General features: G+C 37.9%; 18 protein-coding genes, 1 other RNA gene and 1 pseudogene. 11 read left to right on the forward strand and 9 right to left on the reverse strand.

The window, feature by feature from the left end; genetic code table 11:
• Window positions 1-342 precede the first annotated feature (342 nt).
• On the reverse strand, window positions 343-582 hold the full coding sequence (locus tag IGJ87_RS04495; RefSeq protein WP_002321266.1) for a hypothetical protein: 240 nt from the start codon (window positions 580-582) through the stop codon (window positions 343-345).
• Window positions 583-867: 285 nt separating this feature from the next.
• On the opposite strand from IGJ87_RS04495, the gene IGJ87_RS04500 reads away from it, so the two are divergent.
• Window positions 868-1182: a hypothetical protein gene (locus tag IGJ87_RS04500; protein ID WP_002323892.1), complete on the forward strand. Its 315-nt coding sequence runs from the start codon at window positions 868-870 to the stop codon at window positions 1180-1182.
• A gap of 433 nt (window positions 1183-1615) precedes the next feature.
• On the opposite strand, the gene ssrA is transcribed toward IGJ87_RS04500, so the two are convergent.
• Window positions 1616-1982: a transfer-messenger RNA gene (gene ssrA, locus IGJ87_RS04505) on the reverse strand.
• Window positions 1983-2152: 170 nt separating this feature from the next.
• Window positions 2153-2926, reverse strand: coding sequence for a Cof-type HAD-IIB family hydrolase (locus tag IGJ87_RS04510; protein ID WP_430609944.1), 774 nt, complete (start codon window positions 2924-2926; stop codon window positions 2153-2155).
• 143 nt (window positions 2927-3069) lie between these two features.
• Here IGJ87_RS04510 and IGJ87_RS04515 point away from each other — a divergent pair, with 143 nt between their 5' ends.
• Genes IGJ87_RS04515 through IGJ87_RS04525 form a run of 3 tightly spaced genes read left to right on the forward strand, consistent with a single transcriptional unit; the run spans window position 3070 to window position 5565 of the window.
• Window positions 3070-3420, forward strand: coding sequence for an SdpI family protein (locus IGJ87_RS04515; RefSeq protein ID WP_002288595.1), 351 nt, complete (start codon window positions 3070-3072; stop codon window positions 3418-3420).
• Window positions 3401-4117, forward strand: coding sequence for a response regulator transcription factor (locus IGJ87_RS04520; RefSeq protein WP_002293942.1), 717 nt, complete (start codon window positions 3401-3403; stop codon window positions 4115-4117). The genes IGJ87_RS04515 and IGJ87_RS04520 overlap by 20 nt, the downstream gene beginning before the upstream one ends.
• On the forward strand, window positions 4117-5565 hold the full coding sequence (locus tag IGJ87_RS04525) for an ATP-binding protein (RefSeq protein ID WP_430609948.1): 1449 nt from the start codon (window positions 4117-4119) through the stop codon (window positions 5563-5565). Before IGJ87_RS04520 ends, IGJ87_RS04525 begins: the two co-directional genes overlap by 1 nt.
• A 69-nt stretch (window positions 5566-5634) precedes the next feature.
• On the opposite strand, the gene IGJ87_RS04530 is transcribed toward IGJ87_RS04525, so the two are convergent.
• The 3 genes from IGJ87_RS04530 to IGJ87_RS04540 form a co-directional block, all read right to left on the reverse strand.
• The gene (locus IGJ87_RS04530; protein ID WP_002288586.1) at window positions 5635-6144 is read right to left on the reverse strand and encodes a hypothetical protein; all 510 of its coding nucleotides are present in this window, start codon (window positions 6142-6144) and stop codon (window positions 5635-5637) included.
• Window positions 6134-6859, reverse strand: a complete 726-nt coding sequence (locus tag IGJ87_RS04535; protein WP_430609950.1) for a hypothetical protein — start codon at window positions 6857-6859, stop codon at window positions 6134-6136. The genes IGJ87_RS04530 and IGJ87_RS04535 overlap by 11 nt, the downstream gene beginning before the upstream one ends.
• Before the next feature lie 222 nt (window positions 6860-7081).
• The gene (locus IGJ87_RS04540) at window positions 7082-9202 is read right to left on the reverse strand and encodes an LTA synthase family protein (protein WP_002325787.1); all 2121 of its coding nucleotides are present in this window, start codon (window positions 9200-9202) and stop codon (window positions 7082-7084) included.
• A gap of 229 nt (window positions 9203-9431) precedes the next feature.
• Here IGJ87_RS04540 and IGJ87_RS04545 point away from each other — a divergent pair, with 229 nt between their 5' ends.
• Genes IGJ87_RS04545 through ybaK form a run of 3 tightly spaced genes read left to right on the forward strand, consistent with a single transcriptional unit; the run spans window position 9432 to window position 11892 of the window.
• The gene (locus IGJ87_RS04545; protein ID WP_002322842.1) at window positions 9432-10610 is read left to right on the forward strand and encodes a class I SAM-dependent rRNA methyltransferase; all 1179 of its coding nucleotides are present in this window, start codon (window positions 9432-9434) and stop codon (window positions 10608-10610) included.
• Window positions 10611-10625: 15 nt separating this feature from the next.
• Entirely contained in the window at window positions 10626-11384 is a 759-nt protein-coding gene (gene aroD / locus IGJ87_RS04550) for a type I 3-dehydroquinate dehydratase (RefSeq protein ID WP_002293935.1), read from the forward strand.
• A 22-nt stretch (window positions 11385-11406) separates the two neighbouring features.
• Entirely contained in the window at window positions 11407-11892 is a 486-nt protein-coding gene (ybaK, locus tag IGJ87_RS04555; RefSeq protein WP_002288577.1) for a Cys-tRNA(Pro) deacylase, read from the forward strand.
• Between the two features lie 70 nt (window positions 11893-11962).
• On the opposite strand, the gene IGJ87_RS04560 is transcribed toward ybaK, so the two are convergent.
• Window positions 11963-13216 (reverse strand): NAD(P)/FAD-dependent oxidoreductase, encoded by a 1254-nt coding sequence (locus IGJ87_RS04560; protein WP_002288576.1) that lies wholly within the window; start codon window positions 13214-13216, stop codon window positions 11963-11965.
• Between the two features lie 116 nt (window positions 13217-13332).
• Between IGJ87_RS04560 and gdhA the strand changes: the two genes are divergently transcribed.
• Window positions 13333-14682: an NADP-specific glutamate dehydrogenase gene (gene gdhA, locus IGJ87_RS04565; RefSeq protein ID WP_002317577.1), complete on the forward strand. Its 1350-nt coding sequence runs from the start codon at window positions 13333-13335 to the stop codon at window positions 14680-14682.
• A gap of 111 nt (window positions 14683-14793) precedes the next feature.
• Window positions 14794-16140 (forward strand): glucose-6-phosphate isomerase, encoded by a 1347-nt coding sequence (locus IGJ87_RS04570; protein WP_002288574.1) that lies wholly within the window; start codon window positions 14794-14796, stop codon window positions 16138-16140.
• Window positions 16141-16447: 307 nt separating this feature from the next.
• On the opposite strand, the gene IGJ87_RS04575 is transcribed toward IGJ87_RS04570, so the two are convergent.
• Window positions 16448-16834: a YxeA family protein gene (locus IGJ87_RS04575; protein WP_002322843.1), complete on the reverse strand. Its 387-nt coding sequence runs from the start codon at window positions 16832-16834 to the stop codon at window positions 16448-16450.
• 116 nt (window positions 16835-16950) lie between these two features.
• Between IGJ87_RS04575 and IGJ87_RS04580 the strand changes: the two genes are divergently transcribed.
• Both IGJ87_RS04580 and IGJ87_RS04585 read left to right on the forward strand, forming a co-directional pair.
• The gene (locus IGJ87_RS04580; RefSeq protein ID WP_000222573.1) at window positions 16951-17910 is read left to right on the forward strand and encodes an IS30 family transposase; all 960 of its coding nucleotides are present in this window, start codon (window positions 16951-16953) and stop codon (window positions 17908-17910) included.
• Window positions 17911-18042: 132 nt separating this feature from the next.
• Window positions 18043-19080, forward strand: a pseudogene (locus IGJ87_RS04585) (IS630 family transposase).
• Between the two features lie 213 nt (window positions 19081-19293).
• Here the strand turns inward: IGJ87_RS04585 and IGJ87_RS04590 are convergent.
• Window positions 19294-19443: a hypothetical protein gene (locus IGJ87_RS04590; protein ID WP_002293931.1), complete on the reverse strand. Its 150-nt coding sequence runs from the start codon at window positions 19441-19443 to the stop codon at window positions 19294-19296.
• Window positions 19444-19631 lie beyond the last annotated feature (188 nt).

The following is a 19631-nucleotide window of genomic DNA, read 5'->3' on the forward strand; positions in this document are numbered from 1 at the left end:
TCAAAAGCGAGAAGACCAAGCTTTTGAAGGCACTTTATTTAGTTGGCAGTGATTGTTCATGATTTTTGATTTATTCAAAAGGTTCGCCTAGAGAATCTGTTTCTGTAACGAGGCCTGGTGGAGAAACTCGATAAAAACCTATACTGCCAGAACTGTCCTATTTTCGGATAGACAAACTAGTAGTTTTAAAAAGATCATCCGATCCAATCATTTCAAAAAATGCAAAACTGATATCAGGATCATTTAGCTCAGGCTTGTTATCGTAAAGCATTTGTAAAGGTTGCATTTAGTTAGGAGTAAACGCGAAACTATCATCATTATTTGCTGAAGAAGATGAAGAAGCTAATTCAGAGTTTGTTTGAAATAAAGGAGACGTGCTGACAGTTTCTTTACCCTGTTTTTTGCAGAGGTAGAAACTTTTATATCGGAAGTTTCTACCGGAGAATTTTTCTCATTTGTAGAAATTGTTGAATCGATACTATTCGAAATTTGCGTATCTGAAGGTATGTTCTTTGATGCAGAAGTCCCACAAGCAGTAAGTAACAATAAATTTGATAAACTGATAAACAGAATTCTTTTCATTATGTACACACTCCTTATAGTATCGTTTAGCATACACCTATGCTCAGTATTAGGCAAAATCAATGCAAAACTATCAAGTCTTTTATAGTATCTATTAGTCTTAGTAATACATATATGGAGAGGGTGATATCCCAGTTCAAACCAGATACATTGGTTACCATCTGTATTAACGATTATGCTTCTAAACGCTTTTTTTATGAAAAAATTTATAAGTGAAAACGTAGGTATGATATTATCTAGAGGTAATTTTTTTGGGTATTTAAATAGTTGCTAGGAGGATAGCTTTTGGATTTTTACAGTAATTTTATCTTAATAATAGCAATATTATTACTTCTAAATATTTGGTTTTTTGATAAGAGTAGAAATGCAGGGATAGGTTTTAGAACCAAACGAAGTACGTCTTCTGAAAAAAAGTGGGTATATTCACAGACTATTTTTTACGGAGGGGTTATTTCAATCAGTTTACTTTCTTCAACACTTTATTCTTTTAATGTTATAGACGTTTCCATGTCAAATTTTATATCTATTATTGGAATCCTTATTTCTGCAATTATTACACAACTACTTCTTGTGTTTGAAGAGAAGTCAAAAAATAATTAAAGCAATTATGCCTTTTAGTACAGGAATTATTACTTCTTACAAATGTATAGCGAATGTGAAGCCTGCTGTTTTAATTGTTCTAGAAAAACTTTTGAGTGAACAATTATTTTATGTTAGGATGAATTAATTTCTCTAGAGTTTATAATTAAAAAACTTATTTGAAGGAACATGCTTAAACCATAATTGTGTTTTTCCTTCCATCAGCATAAAAGTTCACCTCAAAAAGAGTGTACGAACAAAAGTTCTTTTTGTAAACCTTAAAATAGATTTTCCTGAATACGTATTGGGGATTTCTAAATGTTTGAATGCTTTTTTGAATGCAAAATCAATGCAAAAAATTTTGCATTTCTCTACTTTTCTCTCCTTGACCAAAATAAAAAAACGTTGATTTAACAACGTTTTTCATACATGTTTATCTGTCTCAACCATACATATATGGAGACGGCGGGAGTCGAACCCGCGTCCAAACACATCGCCACTTAAAAATCTACGTTCATAGTCAACTCATTTAAGGATTCGCTTTACAGCTTGCCGAGTGACAGGCATTCTGTATCGCTAGTCTGATGTTCTCTTTTTCAACTTACAGACGGAAAGTTGAAACGTATCCCACTAAAGTTAGGACCCTTACTCGAGCACATGGGCGATGCCGAGAGGATCTACGCTAACTGTTTTTAGGCAGCTAAAGCGTAAGAGTTGTTTTCGTTTTTAGCAGTTATATTTAACTGTAACGTTTTTACGTAGACGTAACCTACGAAACGCAATTCAAGCTCGACTGTGCCTGTCGAATCCGTAACGTCCCCGTTAGCTAACAAGGGTTACGTGTATTTTTCATACAAAATTAGTATAGCATATATTGGGATAAATTCAATAAAAAAGCGAATCATATCCCATTATTTATATAATAACTGCCCCTTTCTTAAGAAAAAATAAGCGATTTTCTTAAGAAAAGAGGTAGCTTCAAAAAAAGATCTTAAATCAGATCAAAATACTTCAATGCGTGGACAATTCCGCCTTCTGTATTTTTCTTTGTGATAAAGGTAGAAAGTTCTTTTAATCCGTCATAGGCGTTGCCCATAGCGATTTTGTTGTCGCAAGCTTCCAACAAGGCAAAATCATTCGGACCATCGCCAAATCCAAAAGTAGGAACTTTTTCCAGCTGAAGTTCTTTTTGCAGACGTTTGACACCTGCCCCTTTTGAGATTCCTTTCTTCACTGTATCGATCGAGTAAGGACCATTCCGATAAAAAGTTAGCTCAGGAAAATGTTCGTGATAGTATTCGTCACCTGATTGAGATAAGATCAGCAACATATTTACTGTGTTTTCTTTAAAGCCTAAAGGATCAATTTCCGGAACATCTGAATGAATGAAGTCGTAAGCATTGATCATTGTTTGGCTATGACCGGTACACCAGATTTTCTGATCGTTATAGTAAGAAAGTTCATGACCGTTCAACTGTACATGATCATACATTTTTTGACATTCTTCTGAAGAAAATGTTTGAGAATAGATTTCTTCGCCGTCTACTCGAATGAAAGAACCATTCATGGTGACCGCAGAAGTAATGCCCGCATCTTCCATGATAGAGTGGATTTCTGCTTCTGTACGTCCTGTAGCGATGACGGGGAGAATATTGTTTTCTTTTAATGCGTTCATAGCTTTTGCCACTTCGGGTGTGATTTTTGATTTCGCATCTAGTAATGTTCCATCAAGATCAAAGAAAGTGATTGCACGATAATTTGACACAGATAAAACTCCTTTTTTATTGGAATAAGTTTATCTTAACAAAGAATGAACAAAAGACAAACCTTTCGTGAAGAATTCCTGAACATATTGGTTCAGTCAACAATTTAGAGTATACTATAAGAAGAGAATTTAGGAGGGAAAGAATGATTTTTTTCAGTATTGGTATCTTATTCTTAATAATTGGCAGTCTTTTTCGGATTCTGCCCTCAAAAGGAAATCTGCCTTTTTATGGGTACCATTCGCCTCTTGCCGCAAAAACAGACGCTCATTGGCGGCTGGCTCAAAAGACAAGCGGAAACTGGTTTTTTCTTATGGGCTTACTGATGGCATTGATCGGCTATTATTTAAAGACATCTGGGCATACGAATTATTTTCTGATTGAAATGCTTTTGCTAGTATTTCCAATTATGCCTATTTTTATTATGACAGAAAAGAAATTACAGAAATATGACCTGGAAACTGGAGGGAACGATAATGAATATTTTAATGATTGAAGATAATCAATCTGTTTCTGAAATGATGCAGATGTTTTTCTTAAATGAAGGTTGGGAAGCAACTTTCAAGTATGATGGAAAAGAAGGGCTCGATGCCTTTTTAGAAAACCCACAACATTGGGATATGATTACACTAGACCTGAATTTGCCCACACTGGACGGTATGCTAGTAGGAAGAGAGATCCGCAAAGTTTCAAGTACTGTGCCGATTATCATGCTGACAGCTAGAGATTCTGAAAGTGATCAGGTGATCGGCTTAGAGATGGGGGCAGATGATTATGTCACAAAACCTTTCAGTCCTCTGACGCTTATTGCTCGAATGAAAGCTTTGCATCGTCGTAGTGAGTTGGCAGAAGCAAGAGAAGAAGCAGCAGTTTCAGATGATCATTTTGATATCGAGACTAGTCATTTCAAGATGAATACGAAAACACGAGAAGCGTATCTGGACAACCGGCCAATTGAAGGACTAACGCCTAAAGAGTTCGATCTATTGTTTACTTTAGCAAAAAAACCACGTCAAGTATTCTCTCGGGAGCAGCTGCTTGAATTAGTCTGGGATTATCAGTACTTTGGTGATGAACGGACAGTGGACGCTCATATCAAGAAATTACGACAAAAAATCGAAAAGGTCGGACCACAAGTCATCCAAACTGTTTGGGGAGTCGGCTACAAATTCGATGATTCTGGTGTTGCCTAATGCGTTATTTGTATCAGCAACTCTTAGCTTTTTGCGGAATGGTCGCGTTGATCTTATTGATCGTTGGAGTTTCTTTTACACAACTGACAAAACAAACGATTGAAGAAAACAATTACCAGCAACTGTTTGGATATGCTGAATCAGTTGAAAAGACAACGCAAACCTATGCCGATACGCTCCCGCAGTTTAGTCAAGATCAGGCGTTTCAAAATGCATTGCTGCTGACAGAGCAAGTACTGACAGAACAAAATGTGAACTTTATATTTATCGATAAAAACGAACGTGTCATTTATCCGACTAATACAGCTTTACTGAATTTTACCTTAACAGCTGATCAATGGAAAAATCTGAGGAATGGACGTCAAGAAAAATTCACATCGAATAAAAATATTTTAGGACAAGCACAGGCGACCTCTTACGCACTTGTGCCATTTAATTTGAATCATGAATTCTATGGAGCGCTTGTAGTTAGTCAACCTGCGCGAAATATAGATAACAGCGTTCGTCCAATTACACTGAACCTGGTCAAAGGATTTATTTTTTCCAGTATCGTTGCAGTTATTGCCAGCTATGCTTTTGCAGCATTCCAAGTTAAGCGTATCAATCGGTTAAGGAATGCGACGAAAGAAGTGACGAATGGTAATTTTGATGTACAGCTCCCCGTACATGACAAAGATGAATTTGATGAGTTAGCAGATGATTTCAATAAAATGACGAATTCATTGAAAGAATCTCAAGCAGAAATTGAAGAACAAGAAAATCGTCGAAGACAATTTATGGCAGATGCTTCTCACGAGATGAGAACACCTCTTACGACAATCAACGGACTTCTGGAAGGGTTAGAATACAATGCAATCCCTGAAAATCAGCGAGAAAACGCGATTAAATTGATGAAAAATGAAACAGAGCGTCTGATCCGTTTGGTGAATGAAAACTTGGATTATGAAAAAATCCGTACGAATCAAATCAGTATGGTCATTAAAAAATTCAATGGAACAGAAACATTGAAAAATATTGTTGCACAGTTAGAAGCTAAAGCAGAAGCAGCAGGAGATACATTGACATTGAAAGTCGTTGATGATATTGATGTTTACGCTGATTATGACCGATTTGTCCAAATCATGGTCAATATTATTCAAAACGCGATACAGTTTACTGAAAACGGCCAAATCACGATTACTTTAGAAAAAGGCTATCTTGAAACGATCATCACGATTGAAGATACGGGAATTGGAATGTCTGAACAACAAATGAAAAGTATCTGGGATCGTTATTATAAAGTAGATCCTTCAAGAAAAAATACAAAATATGGTGAATCAGGATTAGGTTTACCAATCGTGCAGCAACTTGTACGCTTGCATAAAGGAAAATTAGAAGTAGAAAGCGAACTAGGAAAAGGAACAAAATTCACTGTTCGTTTGCCTGACGTAGAAATCAAAGAAGAGTAAAAAACAAGCGGTATAAAAGATCATGAATCGATCTTCTATACCGCTTGTTTTTACTATAAAATGATTGATTTAGCCCGCGGGCTCTAAACGATCAATATAAGGACTTTGGGCAATAGTAGCATCATGAGTAAAGAGTAAGATACCTTGATTTTCTTCATGAGCTAAATAAGAAAGCAAGTGGAGTAGCTCTTGGATCTCCAATACACTAAGTTCATCAAATGTATCTTCAATAACAATATTGTTTCGCTTGGAAAGCAAGGCATGAAGTAATTGCAGCTTTACTTTTTCAAAAGACGTCAACTCAGCTGCCGCACAATTAAGCAAGGAAGGAGAGATATCAAGTTTTTCTTGATAGGCCAAACGATCTTGTTTGATTTCTTTTTCCGGTACATCCAACAGGACATGGTCTTTAAGATTCAGATAAGGAAACATCGGCCAATTTTTTTGGATGATCGCAAAATTATCCAGTTTTGCAACAAGAACCTCTTTTTTCAAGTGCTCTAATATTTTATGCTGTTTTTCGAGAGGACACAAAATAACGGTCAAGTGTTCAGCATGAATCAAATATTCAGGTTTCATTATGTCCAGGCCTCCTACTTTGCAAATGATGGATAAAAAAAGTGAAAGGGAATATACTAAGAATGAGACAGCATCCACTGAGTCCAATAAGAGTTTGGGCAAATCCCTTAAGTATATCTGTGAAAAAAAGATCATTTTGGAAATCGATGGTAAAAAAAGTCTGTTGATCCATCGGAATTGTCAGTCCGCTTACCGAAGTCAAGATATCACGAATATCTGGCAGTTCAGTAGTCTTTAAGACAAAAAAATTGATCCTTTGAAGAAGCGCTTCATAAACTGACTGGAAGCTGACGATCCACAATAAAACCAAGATACAACAAAGAAAGAGAGGAAAGAACAGCTGCCAGAAAATAAAAAGGAATAATTTGGTTTTAGAAAGACCAGTCAGGCGCCAATTGATCAATTCCTGCTTGTTTTGCCTGACTGAATAGTAAAAGAAAAAGATAAAAAGGAAGGCAAATAGAAAAAATAAACTGAATATGCCTTTTATATAAAATCGGCTAGCTAATTCTAAAGCCGGAAGAAGCTCTGTAGATGCAGAAGCGCCAATAAATGAAAGCCGATCTTGGACTTGATTGGCTAAAGCCGATTGCAAATGGTAAAGAGTCAGGCATGCTATCAATAAAAAAGCAGAAAAGCTTGAAAATAAACAATAGAGTATTGTCTGCTTTTTGTAATAAATTAATCGAGCAGTAGCATAGCGGATTATTTTCATACTTTTCACCTCTATAAAAAGTATAGAAAATGAATATGAATAAAGTATGAAATTCCTTTAGTGAAATCACGAATTAAAACCAGAAAATATTTTGTAAAAAGCAAGAGGTTGTGAAGAAGCTACCCTATTCTATTACCGTAGATGCAAGCTTTTGAACACTGTTTATTCGAAAAAAGGAGCAGCGACAATAATTTTGTCGCTGCTCCTTTTAAATTTATTTTATCATTCGGAAGAACTTGTGGTCGTTCCGTGAAGTTCTTGATACGTTTGCGTTTTATAAAGATCAACAGTTGATTGTCCGTTGTGTTCACTAAAGACACTAGTTGACTTGTCACCAAGAGATTTTTCAGCTTCTTTTAATTTCTCTAAGCCATTCTTGTAGTCATAATCACTGGTATCAATTGGGTCTAATCCACTATTCGTATAGAACCGAAGAAGATCACCATTATTGATTTGGTCAGAAACAGCTAACTGTTTATCAACTTTTTCTTTCAGTGAATCAATTTCATTCTGTACTTCCTCAGTAGGTTCAGTAATAGCTTCACCAGTTTCGTTACTATAGATCGTACCACCGTAGTAAGTATATTTTGGTGTAACAAAATCACCATCACGGAAAGAAACAAGCTGTTCATGATCTTTCGAGAATAGATCTTGTCCTAACTGAATATAATTTTTTGTATCTACACCTAGTAAGTGAAGTAATGTAGGCAAGGCATCAACTTGTCCGCCGTAAGTGTGATTGATTCCGCCCTGTGTTTGTCCAGGGATATGGATCATATAAGGGACACGCTGCATTTGTGCATTGTCGTAGTTTGTCCAAGTAGAACTTGTTTTTCCAACTAATTCAGCTAGATTTTTATTTCTTGAATTCGAGACACCGTAATGGTCACCGTAAAGGACGATAACTGAATTATCATACAAGCCGCTTTCTTTCAAATAATTGAAGAATTCTTGTACGGCGGTATCTAAATAATTGGCTGTCGCAAAGTAACCGTTGATCGTTTCATCATTTGTATTGGCTAACGGGAATCCTGCTTCGTCATTGGTGAATTTTGAATAAGGATAATGGTTAGATACAGCAATGAATTTTGAATAAAATGGTTGTTGCAGACGTTCCAAGTATTGTACGGATTGTTGGAAAAATGGTTTATCATGCAACCCGTATTGGAACGAATTGTCATCATTAACATCATAATAAGAAGAATCAAAGAAATAATCATATCCTAAATTCTTGTATGTCTCGTTTCGATTCCAGAATGTACCAGCGTTCCCATGGAATACCGCACTAGTGTAACCTTGTGTTTGACTTAAAATATCAGGTGCAGCTTGGAAAGTATTTTTTCCGCCTAATTGTGTGAACAAGGAGCCTTGATTCAAGCCAAACAATGAATTTTCCATCAGCGTTTCCGCATCGCTTGTTTTTCCTGCTTTTACTTGATGGAAAAAGTTGTCAAAACTGAACGTGCTGTTGCTGTGGTAAAGACTATTGATGAAAGGTGTAACTTCATGCTGGAGACCATTCTCATCTGTCAATTTATAATCGATCAGGAATTGCTGGAAGCTTTCTAAATGGATATAAATCACATTTTTTCCTTTAGCGAGCCCGAACAAATCGTCATTTGGTGCTGCATAATGTTCTTTTACATAATTTTCTACTTCTTTCATATCATTGGGACTTGCTTCTGCCCGCACTTGGTTTGTCTGGTAAGTTTGAACACCGTCATAAACCATGAAAGCATTCAAGCCAAGATATTTGACCAAATAATCACGAGAGAATGTTCGAGACAGCAATTCTGGACGATCAGCTTCCGCCATAAAAAGATTTCCTGAGAAAATCATAACTGCTAATGTAGAGATCGCAAAAGCCATTCTTGCTCGGATCGGGCGAGGGTCCAACTTGATTTTTTTTGCAATCAGCAGAACAGTCAAGATAATAAAATCGATCCAATAGATCACATCATATGGGCGAAACAGTCGAATGGCACTTTCTCCCAGACCACTCGCTACTTTCCCAGCACCTAAAATCGTGTTGATCGTAATGAAGTCCGTGAATTCTCGATAATAAGTGACATTCGAAAAAACAAGCAATGTCAAAAGAAAATAAATGACCATCATCGTGATATAAGCAACTCTAGGACGTCTGATATAAAGAGCAATTCCAAGTAATAACAATGTAGTTGCAATAGGGTTGATAAACAAGATAAAGTATTGAATGCCACTTTCGATTCCGAGATGGAAATCAACTAAATAGGCAAAAATCGTTTTCAACCAAAGTAAAACGACTAGTAAAGAAAAAAATCCGAGCCTCTTATTCAAAAAGGCAGGTGTTTTTATACATTTCAAGATAATCTTCCTTTCTGCACTTCTTAATCACAGAAGTGTCATGAAACCATGTTACACAGCTCACTTATTCTCATTTATTTTACTAGTATGACAATATAGTGTCAATTGAAACCAGAAGTTTATGCTGTTTCATTAAGGTTTTCTTTAAGCTTCATGAAAAAATGAGCAGTAAGACAAGTCCTATGTTTTTTGTTATACTTGGGAAGAGAAAGCTAAAGCAGGTGAAGGAATGAAAGTAAAAGTAAAAAAAAGAGCAAGCAATCGATTGAAAAAAGGATATCCACTGATCCAAAAAGAAGACCTTGCTCATCCCCAAAAAGAAACCACGCAATGGGTGGAATTAGTTGATTCGCAAAACCAATTTATCGCAAAAGGATATCTAGGAAAGCAGAATAAGGGAATCGGTTGGGTATTGAGCCAGCAGAACATCCCATTTGATCAATCTTTTTTTGAAGAATTTTTTGTGAAGTCAAAAGAAAAAAGAACTTTCTTTTTTTCAGATGATTCTACTACCGCTTTTCGTATATTCAATGGAGAAGGAGACGGGATCGGCGGTCTGATTGTTGATTATTATGCAGGTTATGCTGTTTTTTCTTGGTATAACGAAACGTTATATGCACATCGTGAATTATTGATTCAAGCTTTTCGTGAAATCTACCCGGAAATCGTAGGAGGCTATGAGAAAATTCGATTTGAATCAGTAAATCTGCCTGAGAGCCAGTTCATTTACGGAAAAGAGGCACCGGAACCCTTGATCGTAAAAGAAAACGGAGTAAAATTTGCCGTTTATTTAAATGAAGGATTAATGACTGGGATCTTTTTAGACCAAAAAGAAGTACGGGGATCATTAGCAGAAGGTTTCGCTTCTGGGAAAACAGTTTTGAACATGTTTAGTTATACCGGCGCCTTTTCTGTTGCTGCCGCAATGGGAGGGGCAATCGAAACAACAAGTGTCGATCTAGCAAAACGCAGTTTAAAAAAAACACAGGAACAGTTTGAAGTGAATGGTTTGGATGTCGATCAGCAAAAAATCATTGTTATGGACGTATTCGAGTATTTCAAATACGCCAAAAGAAAACAATTTTTATATGACATGATTGTATTGGATCCACCAAGTTTTGCCAGAAATAAGAAAAAAGTCTTTCGCGTAGCAAAAGATTATGGGGAACTGGTCAAGGATAGTCTGGATATTTTAGCAGAAGACGGGATACTTATTGCGTCTACAAATGCTGCGAATGTCTCGATAGAACAATTCCAAACAATGATTGAAGAGGAATTCCATGCCAAAAATGTTTCTTTTGAACAACTTGCTTTATATCGTCTGCCAAAAGATTTCCAGACGACGGATACCTTTTTAGAAGGCAATTATCTGAAAGTGTTTGTTTATCAAATTAAAAATAACCATTAGAAGGAGCGATGCAGAATGGTTCGGGTAAAGGGATTGAATATAGGAAGCGGTAGACCAAAGATTTGTGCGCCTCTTATCGGGGCCGTCCGAGAGGAAGTATTACGTGAAGCAGTTCTTGCACGTGAAGCAGGGGCCGATTTAGTCGAATGGCGAGTCGATCATTATCGTGAAGTTTTTTCTTTTGATGAAGTAGCAGAAACATTGGTTCTTATCCATGAGATGCTTGATGGACTGCCGTTATTATTTACGTTTCGTACCTTAGCTGAAGGCGGAGAACAAGACATATCGATCCGTCAGTATCGCGACCTTTATGAACATGTGATACACACAGGATTAGTAGATATGGTCGATATCGAGTTGTTCAAAGTAGAAAGTCTAGGAAAAAGACTGATAGAGGAAATCAAGTCTTTAAACATTCCTTTAATTATCAGTAGTCATGATTTTAAAGAAACACCAGCAGACCCTGTCTTGCTTTACCGATTGAATGTTATGGAACATTTTGGAGCCGATATCGGAAAACTGGCAGTAACTCCCAATAATGAACGAGATGTTTTGCGGTTGATGGAGTTGACTAGACGGGCAAATGCTTTTGTCTCCATGCCTATTATTACGATGTCCATGGGAAATCTTGGTAAAATTTCTCGTCTGGCTGGCGGAACGACGGGTTCCGTTATGACATTTGGTTCCTTAAGCAGCGATTCTACTTCTGCTCCAGGACAATTACCGGTCAAAGCATTGAAGCAAATTATTCAATTATTAAATGAACCGTTGTAGAACAAGTTTGAGGTGATATTTTTTGGCAAAGAAAAAAATAGTAAAAACGAATGCAATCCGTATGGTCGAACAAAAAAAGATTCCCTATACAGAGCACGAATATGAGTGGGACGAAAGCCACCTAAGTGCGTCATCGGTCGCTGAACAGCTTCCAGAAAGCCAATCTCGTATATTTAAAACACTGGTTGCTGTGGGCAATGTGACGGGGCCTCTTGTTGCTGTGATACCGGGAGAAGCCGAATTGAATCTAAAAAAATTAGCAAAAGTTTCAGGGAATAAAAAAGTAGAAATGCTCCATTTAAAAGATTTGGAAGCAACGACCGGATACATACGTGGTGGCTGCTCGCCTATAGGTATGAAAAAACTATTTCCTACTTATTTAGATCAAATTGCAGAAAGCTATGAACAAATCATTGTCTCGGCTGGCAGAAGAGGGCTACAGATGGAGTTAGCACCTCAAGATATCTGTGCATTAACGAGCGGACAATTTGCAGATATAAAACAATAAATCATACGTATAAAAGAAAGAAGGAGGCCGGGATGTTGTTTGTCCAGTCTCCTTCTTTCTTTTTTATACATTATGCTCTTTGCCCGGCATTCATTCCTGCTACATGCCCTGTAGCGAAAGCCGCTGTGATATTAAAGCCGCCAGTATAACCATTGACATCCAGTAATTCTCCCGCAAAATACAGACCATCAATGATTTTACTCTCCAATGTTTTAGGATAAATTTCCTTTAGAGAAACCCCTCCGCCAGTTACAAATGATTTCTCAATAGGAAAAGTTTTGTTGATTGATAGCTTAAACTCTTTGCATAGTTGAACAAAATCTTGAATTTGTTTTTGAGAGGCTTGTTGTCCTGTCAGATGATCCATTTCAAGCCGCTCAAGAAAGAAAACTAACAATCGCTCAGGCAATATACCATGCCAAGCATTGACCAAGTTCTTTTTGGTTGCTTTACTTTTTTCTGTCAATATATGAATAAGCTCTTGTTTGGTTTGTGTAGGGAAACAATCCAGAGAAAGTGTCACTGGTTCTCCCGTTTTCTCTAATTCTTTATTGACAAAACTTGAACAACGCAGTGCAGCCGGACCAGAAATACCGAAATGGGTGAAAAGTAAATCCATCGTATGTTCAGTCAATACACGACCTTTTTTATTTAAAACGCGTAAAGTGATGTCTTGTAAAGAAAGCCCTTGAAGTGTTTTCTCCTGAATATACGGTTCATCCGATATCAAGGGGGACTCTGTCGCATAAAGAGGCGTCACCGTGTGACCCACTCGCTTCACGATCTTGTACCCATCTCCAGTAGAACCAGTAGATGGATAAGTCCGTCCACCAGTTGTTAAGATAATGGCAGGAGCATGGAACTCTTCGAATTCCGTGCGTATACCGTAAATTTTATGTTCTTTGTGGATCAATTTCTCTACTCGAGTAGAGAATAGAAGCGTCACATCTAGTTCTTTCAGACGATTGAGCAATGCTTCGATAATCGTTTTTGATTTATTTGTTACAGGAAACATCCGTCCATGATCCTCTTCTTTTAAATGTACGCCTTGTGATTCAAAGAAGTTCATGATATCGAAATTATTCCATTGCGCAAACGTACTATATAAAAACTTTCCATTTCCAGGAATATGTGCAATCAAATCATCAACAGGACGATTGTTCGTAACATTGCACCGACCACCACCTGTCATCAGTAGTTTTTTTCCTGCTTTTTTGTTTTTTTCGATCAAGAGTACGCGTGCGCCTTGTTCAGCTGCACTGATCGCTGCCATCATCCCGCTTGTTCCAGCGCCGACTACGATCACATCATACAGTTTTTCCATTCCCTCACCTCAAGGAAAGTGTAGCATATCTGAAGAAAGAAAACAGAAAAAAATGTTTTGAGCCAAAAGAGAAAATGAGCTAAAATGAGGGAAGATAAGCAAAGGAGCGTGGAACGATGACAAACGCAACAGAATATGTTCAAGCAATTCAAGAAAAGCTACATCAAAAGGATCAAGGGCAAGAAGAATTTTTACAAGCAATCGATGAATTCATGCCCACGGTTATGTCTTTTTTGGACACTCATCCCGAATATATCGAAAAGAATATCTTAGAACTTTTAACGGAACCAGAAAGAGTTATTCAATTTCGAGTGCCTTGGCAAGATGATGAAGGAAACTGGCGAGTAAATAGAGGGTACCGTATCCAATACAACTCAGCTATCGGCCCTTATAAAGGTGGATTGCGCTTCCATCCTAGTGTCAATCTAAGTATCTTGAAATTTTTGGCTTTTGAACAGATTTTCAAGAATAGTTTAACCGGTCTGCCAATCGGTGGAGGAAAAGGCGGAAGTGACTTCGATCCTAAAGGAAAATCTGATAATGAGATCATGCGTTTTTGTCAAAGTTTCATGCTGGAATTGTCAAAACATATCGGCCCATCGATTGATGTTCCTGCGGGAGATATCGGTGTAGGAGCTAGAGAAATCGGCTATTTGTTCGGCGAATATAAACGATTGAAAAAATATGATACTGGTGTGTTGACAGGTAAACCTTTGGATTTTTGGGGAAGTAAGATACGTACGGAAGCTACTGGTTATGGATTAGTGTATTATGTCAAACATCTATTGAACGAAGAAAAAGATTCATTTAATCAAAAAACAGTTTTTGTTTCCGGAAGCGGGAATGTAGCCATTTATGCAATCGAAAAAGTGCAAGAGCTAGGCGGGAAAGTTGTTACATGTTCAGATTCTAGCGGGTACATCTATGATCCAGAAGGAATAGATGTGAAACTATTGAAAGAAGTCAAAGAAATCAATAGACAACGTTTGACGGAATACGCAAACCAACGTCCTTCTGCTATTTATCATGCTGGAGAATCTGTTTGGACATTGAAAGAAAAAGCGGATATCGCTTTGCCATGTGCTACTCAAAATGAAATAGACGAAAGCTTGGCCGAAATCTTAGTAGAAAATGGGATCAAAATCGTAGCAGAAGGCGCTAATATGCCATGTACAGTAAAAGCTGTTTCTGTTCTTCATGAAGCAGGCGTGTGGTATTGTCCAGGAAAAGCTGCTAATGCTGGAGGAGTAGCAGTATCTGCTTTAGAAATGAGTCAGAACGCCCAGCGATTGACTTGGGAAAGAGAGCAAGTGGATGAGCAGCTGGATCAAATCATGGAAACGATTTACCATACGTGTCGCCAAACAGCAGCCGAGTACGGCGACGAAAAAAATCTGCTTCTTGGAGCAAATGTTGCTGGATTTGAAAAAGTTGCCAAAGCAATGGCAGCAGAAGGTTTAGTTTGAAAAATGAAACTTTCTTGGAAATATTGTCAGCATTTTATTTATTTGCTTGAAAAATAATAAAAAAAAACGTAAAGTATTACCTGTAGAGTAAACCTATAAGGAGGAGAACAAATGGCACACATTCATTTTGACTATTCAAAAGTAGCACCGTTTGTCAACGAACAAGAGTTAGGGTACATGCAAAGCCAAGTAACAGCAGCCCACAACGAATTACGGGAAGGTACTGGCGCAGGAAGCGACTTCCGCGGCTGGATCGATTTACCAACGAACTATGACAAAGAAGAATTTGCACGTATCAAAGAAGCAGCTAAAAAAATCCAATCTGATTCTGAAGTATTAGTTGTTATCGGTATCGGTGGTTCTTATTTAGGCGCTCGTGCAGCGATCGACTTCTTGAATCACACATTCTTCAATTTATTAGATAGCAACACAAGAAAAGCACCACAAATCTTCTTTGCCGGAAATTCAATCAGCTCAACATATATTGCTGACTTGATCGAAGTAATCGGTGATCGCGACTTTTCAGTAAACGTTATTTCAAAATCTGGAACAACTACTGAACCAGCGATTGCGTTCCGTGTATTCAAAGAGCTTCTTGTTAAGAAATATGGACAAGAAGAAGCAAACAAACGTATCTACGCTACAACAGATAAAGCAAAAGGTGCAGTTAAAGTAGAAGCAGATGCAGAAGGTTGGGAAACTTTCGTGATTCCTGATGACATCGGCGGACGTTTCTCTGTATTAACTGCTGTTGGTTTGTTACCAATCGCTGTTAGTGGTGCAGATATCGATGCATTGATGCAAGGTGCCGCTGATGCAAGCAAAGCATACTCAAGCGACAAACTAGAAGAAAACGAAGCTTACCAATACGCAGCAATGCGCAACATTCTTTACCGTAAAGGCAAAGTAACTGAGTTGTTGATCAACTATGAACCAGGAATGCAATACTTCTCAGAATGGTGGAAACAATTGTATGGTGAATCTGAAGGAAAAGACCAAAAAGGCATCTATCCTTCAAGCGCAAACTTCTCAACTGATTTGCACTCTTTAGGACAATTCATCCAAGAAGGACGTCGCAATATTTTTGAAACAGTTGTGAAGGTTGAAAAACCTCGTAAATCAATCACAATTCCTGAACAAGCAGAAGATTTAGACGGTCTAGGCTACTTGCAAGGAAAAGAAGTGGACTTCGTAAATACAAAAGCATTTGAAGGAACATTGCTTGCTCATACAGACGGTGACGTGCCTAACTTGCTAGTCAAAATTCCAGAAATGGATGCTTATACATTGGGTTATACAATGTACTTCTTTGAAATTGCTGTAGGTATTTCAGGTTACTTGAATGGAATCAACCCATTCGACCAACCAGGTGTAGAAGCTTACAAGAAAAACATGTTCGCACTTCTAGGCAAACCAGGCTTTGAAGATCTTGCTAAAGAATTGAACGAACGCCTGTAAGATAAGGGTTTTTCGCTAGATTTAAATAATCAGTGATAGAAACATGTTCGCTTTAAAATGAAAACTGGTACCCATTTAGGTACTCAAACATACTGCATCGTTTATTCAGAATAAGGGGCTGTGACAAGACGTTTGTCACAGTCCCTTGTTTGTATAGAAATCGATTGATTGCCTTGCTCTTTAGTTTGTTTTAGGACTTTAAGAACAGTGAGGCTGACTTCGAAGGTTAATTCTGTTTTTTTGTTTTCTAGAATCAGTAAGCAAAAAAGCACTCACTTCGAGTGCTTTTTTGCGATATATTCTTAGCTTAAGATAGGCCTAATTTTTCTTTTGCAGATGAGGGTACCTTATCGCTGGTAATTACTTTTTTCTCTATGATCCGCTTTTCGCTTGCTTTCAACTGCAAGATCGTTCCTTCGGGGTAAGCAGAACCATTGGCAGAGTCACCAGAAGTAATGACATCGAAATCTAACTGTCTTTTTTCACCGTTTTCAGCATAAGCATCTACGTTGTATTTAAAACCTCTTCCAATTACTTCCCCATTATCTGCTTTGATATCAGTTTCTGCAGGCATTGGAGCTTTGACTACCGCATAATAATCTTTACCTACATAAGTAGACTGATAGTAGTCCCAACCTTTCCATCCTATAAAAGCAATCAATATGATAACGATCAACCCTAAAATTTTTTTCATGAAAGATCTCCTTTTTTATTTTTCGCCGATTGTAAAATTAAGCTAGACAACTAAAAAAGTCATTTGTGCTACACTCAAAATAGTTCCGTCCAAAGAATTATAAGGAGTGAGTACAAATGACCTATACCCATCTTACAACGGATGAACTTGTAATGATAGAGTCTTATTTCAAAATAAATCAATCTGTTGCGAAAACTGCGCATTGCTTGAATCGTTCAAGACAAACGATCCATAAAGTATACCTGTTCTTCAAGCAAGGAAAATCAGCCTTAGAGTACTATCAACAGTATAAGAAAAACAAATCAAACTGTGGTAGACGCCCGCTTGTTTTACCTGAGGAACAATCAGAATATATTCAAAGAAAGGTTGTTCAAGGATGGACACCCGATGTGATTGTTGGTCGTGCAGCGTTTCCTATTCGTTGTTCTGCTCGTACCATTTATCGTATGTTCAAAAAGGGGCTATTTAATCCTTCTGACTTACCGATGAAAGGCAAGCGTAAACCAAATGGACATCAAGAAAGACGTGGAAAACAAGCTTTCCGTCGCTCTATTCATGAACGTGAAAAAGATTATAGCCAATTCTCAAATGAGTTTGGTCACCTTGAAGGTGACACTATCGTAGGTTTGAAACATAAAAGTGCTGTAATTACCTTAGTTGAGCGATTATCAAAAGTTATCATCACATTGAAACCGTGTGGTAGACAAGCGATTGATATTGAAAACAAATTAAATCATTGGTTTGAATCTGTACCGAAAAATCTATTCAAATCCATCACTTTTGATTGTGGAAAGGAATTTTCAAATTGGAAACAGATCAGTAATGCCAATGATATTGCCATTTATTTCGCTGATCCAGGAACGCCGTCTCAAAGAGGCCTAAACGAGAATTCTAACGGATTGTTACGTAGAGATGGTTTATTGAAATCTATGGATTTCAATTCAGTAGATGAATCTTTTATTCAATCTGTCGCATCGAAACGAAATAATATTCCTAGAAAATCACTGAATTATCGAACACCTTTGGAAGTATTTTTGAGTTACGTAAGTATTGATGATTTGTCTAACTTAATTTGACAATTAAGATTAAATATTATACAGATAATAACGGAATATTATCATCGAAACAGCTATATAAATTGAGTTAAATTGTATTCGTTTTTCCTCCTATAGGCGTATACTAAAGAAAACACTTGAGGAGTGGGGAACATGGAAACAGAACGCCAAATCCGTGAATTGGAAAAAGCGATGAATACGACAGACAACCGCCGGTTGTACGAGCGTTTCCTGGCAGTCAAGTTGGTTCTTGAAGGCCACACCCGGAAAGAAGCCGGGCACACCATCGGCCGCGACGAGCATACTGTCAGCCACTATGTGAAAAACTACTGCCATAATGGAATCCAAGGTTTAGTCTCCAAAAACAAAGCGGACGACCTTCACGGCTGACAGATGAACAGGAAGCGGAACTGGTCCAAATCGTCGCCTACCACACTCCGGAGGAAGTAGGTTTCAAATCCCGTGCCAATTGGACATTGGCGATTGTGTGTGACCTGATTCTCCGGGAATGGAGTTATGGATATACGCAAAAAGGCGTGGCGGACCTCCTTCACCGGCTAGGACTAAGCTGGACCCGTCCGACGTATACCCTCAAAAAAGCGGATTCCAAGAAACAACAGGTATTTTTGGAAGAAACCTTCCCGAGCCTAAAAAAAATTGCTGAATAGCGATATTGACCACCTCCTATTCGAGGACGAAACCATGATCCGGGATTACCAAGCCATTGGCTGCACCTGGTTTCTCCGCGGCCACCAGCGAAAAATCCCCACTTATGGACAACACAAAGGGGTAAAATTGATAGGCACCTTGGATTATGAAACCGGTCGGATCATTTGTACAGAAGAAGGGGCATACGACGCAGCGGCCTTCCTCCGTTTTCTGGAGCGGACGTTGCGGGAATACCCCACCGGAAAAATCGTGATGGTATTGGATAATGCCCTTATCCACCACGCCAAGCTGATCCAGTCTTTTCTTGAAGAAAACGCTAGGCGCCTGGCACTCATCTTCCTCCCTCCCTACAGCCCTCAGTTGAACCTAATGGAAGGCGTTTGGAAGTGGCTCAAGGAATCGGTCATCAACAATGTTTTTTTTGACCACGTCCAGAAAATCAAACAGTCGGTCCGCGGTTTCTTAGCCGATGTAAACGAGCGTCCCCTTGAGGTGATTGACCGACTGTGCGTGCGGATGTAAAGTATTTAATTCAACCTATATAACAAAATTGTCATAAAAAACGAGATGGTTGATATTAGAACTTGTGTTTTTGTTTAGGTCTAGAGATAAAGAGAGACAATTTCCAAATATATGTAATGAATACAAAAAGACGTTTGTCGCGGATTACCGTTACAAACGTCTTTTATTGATTTTCCGAGATCTCATCAGTCGCCATTTGGAATGGTTCACTCCTTATCTAGATTCGTTTAATGCTCGGACTGCTTGTTCGATTGTAATACCAAACGCAACGTTATTTTCGTTTTGTGCATCAATCGCCATAAAACGGTTAGAAGTTGTATCAAAAGCTACGCGGTATTGCATATTTGTTTTTGTAAACGTCATAAAATTCATCTCCTTTGTAATGTAATTTAGTTCTTGAAAGTTTCCTTTAAACTTTCGAACTTATACCAAGTTTAGCATCGTACGTTTTTTGATGCAATTAAAAAGCATTTATCATTTTCCTTATTTATTTTTTCTTAAATGGTTTAGCTATTTTCTTTTAATCCGATAAGTAGCCCAATCATCAAGGT

Source organism: Enterococcus sp. DIV1411a (genome assembly GCF_050531945.1).
GTDB lineage: Bacteria > Bacillota > Bacilli > Lactobacillales > Enterococcaceae > Enterococcus_B > Enterococcus_B faecium.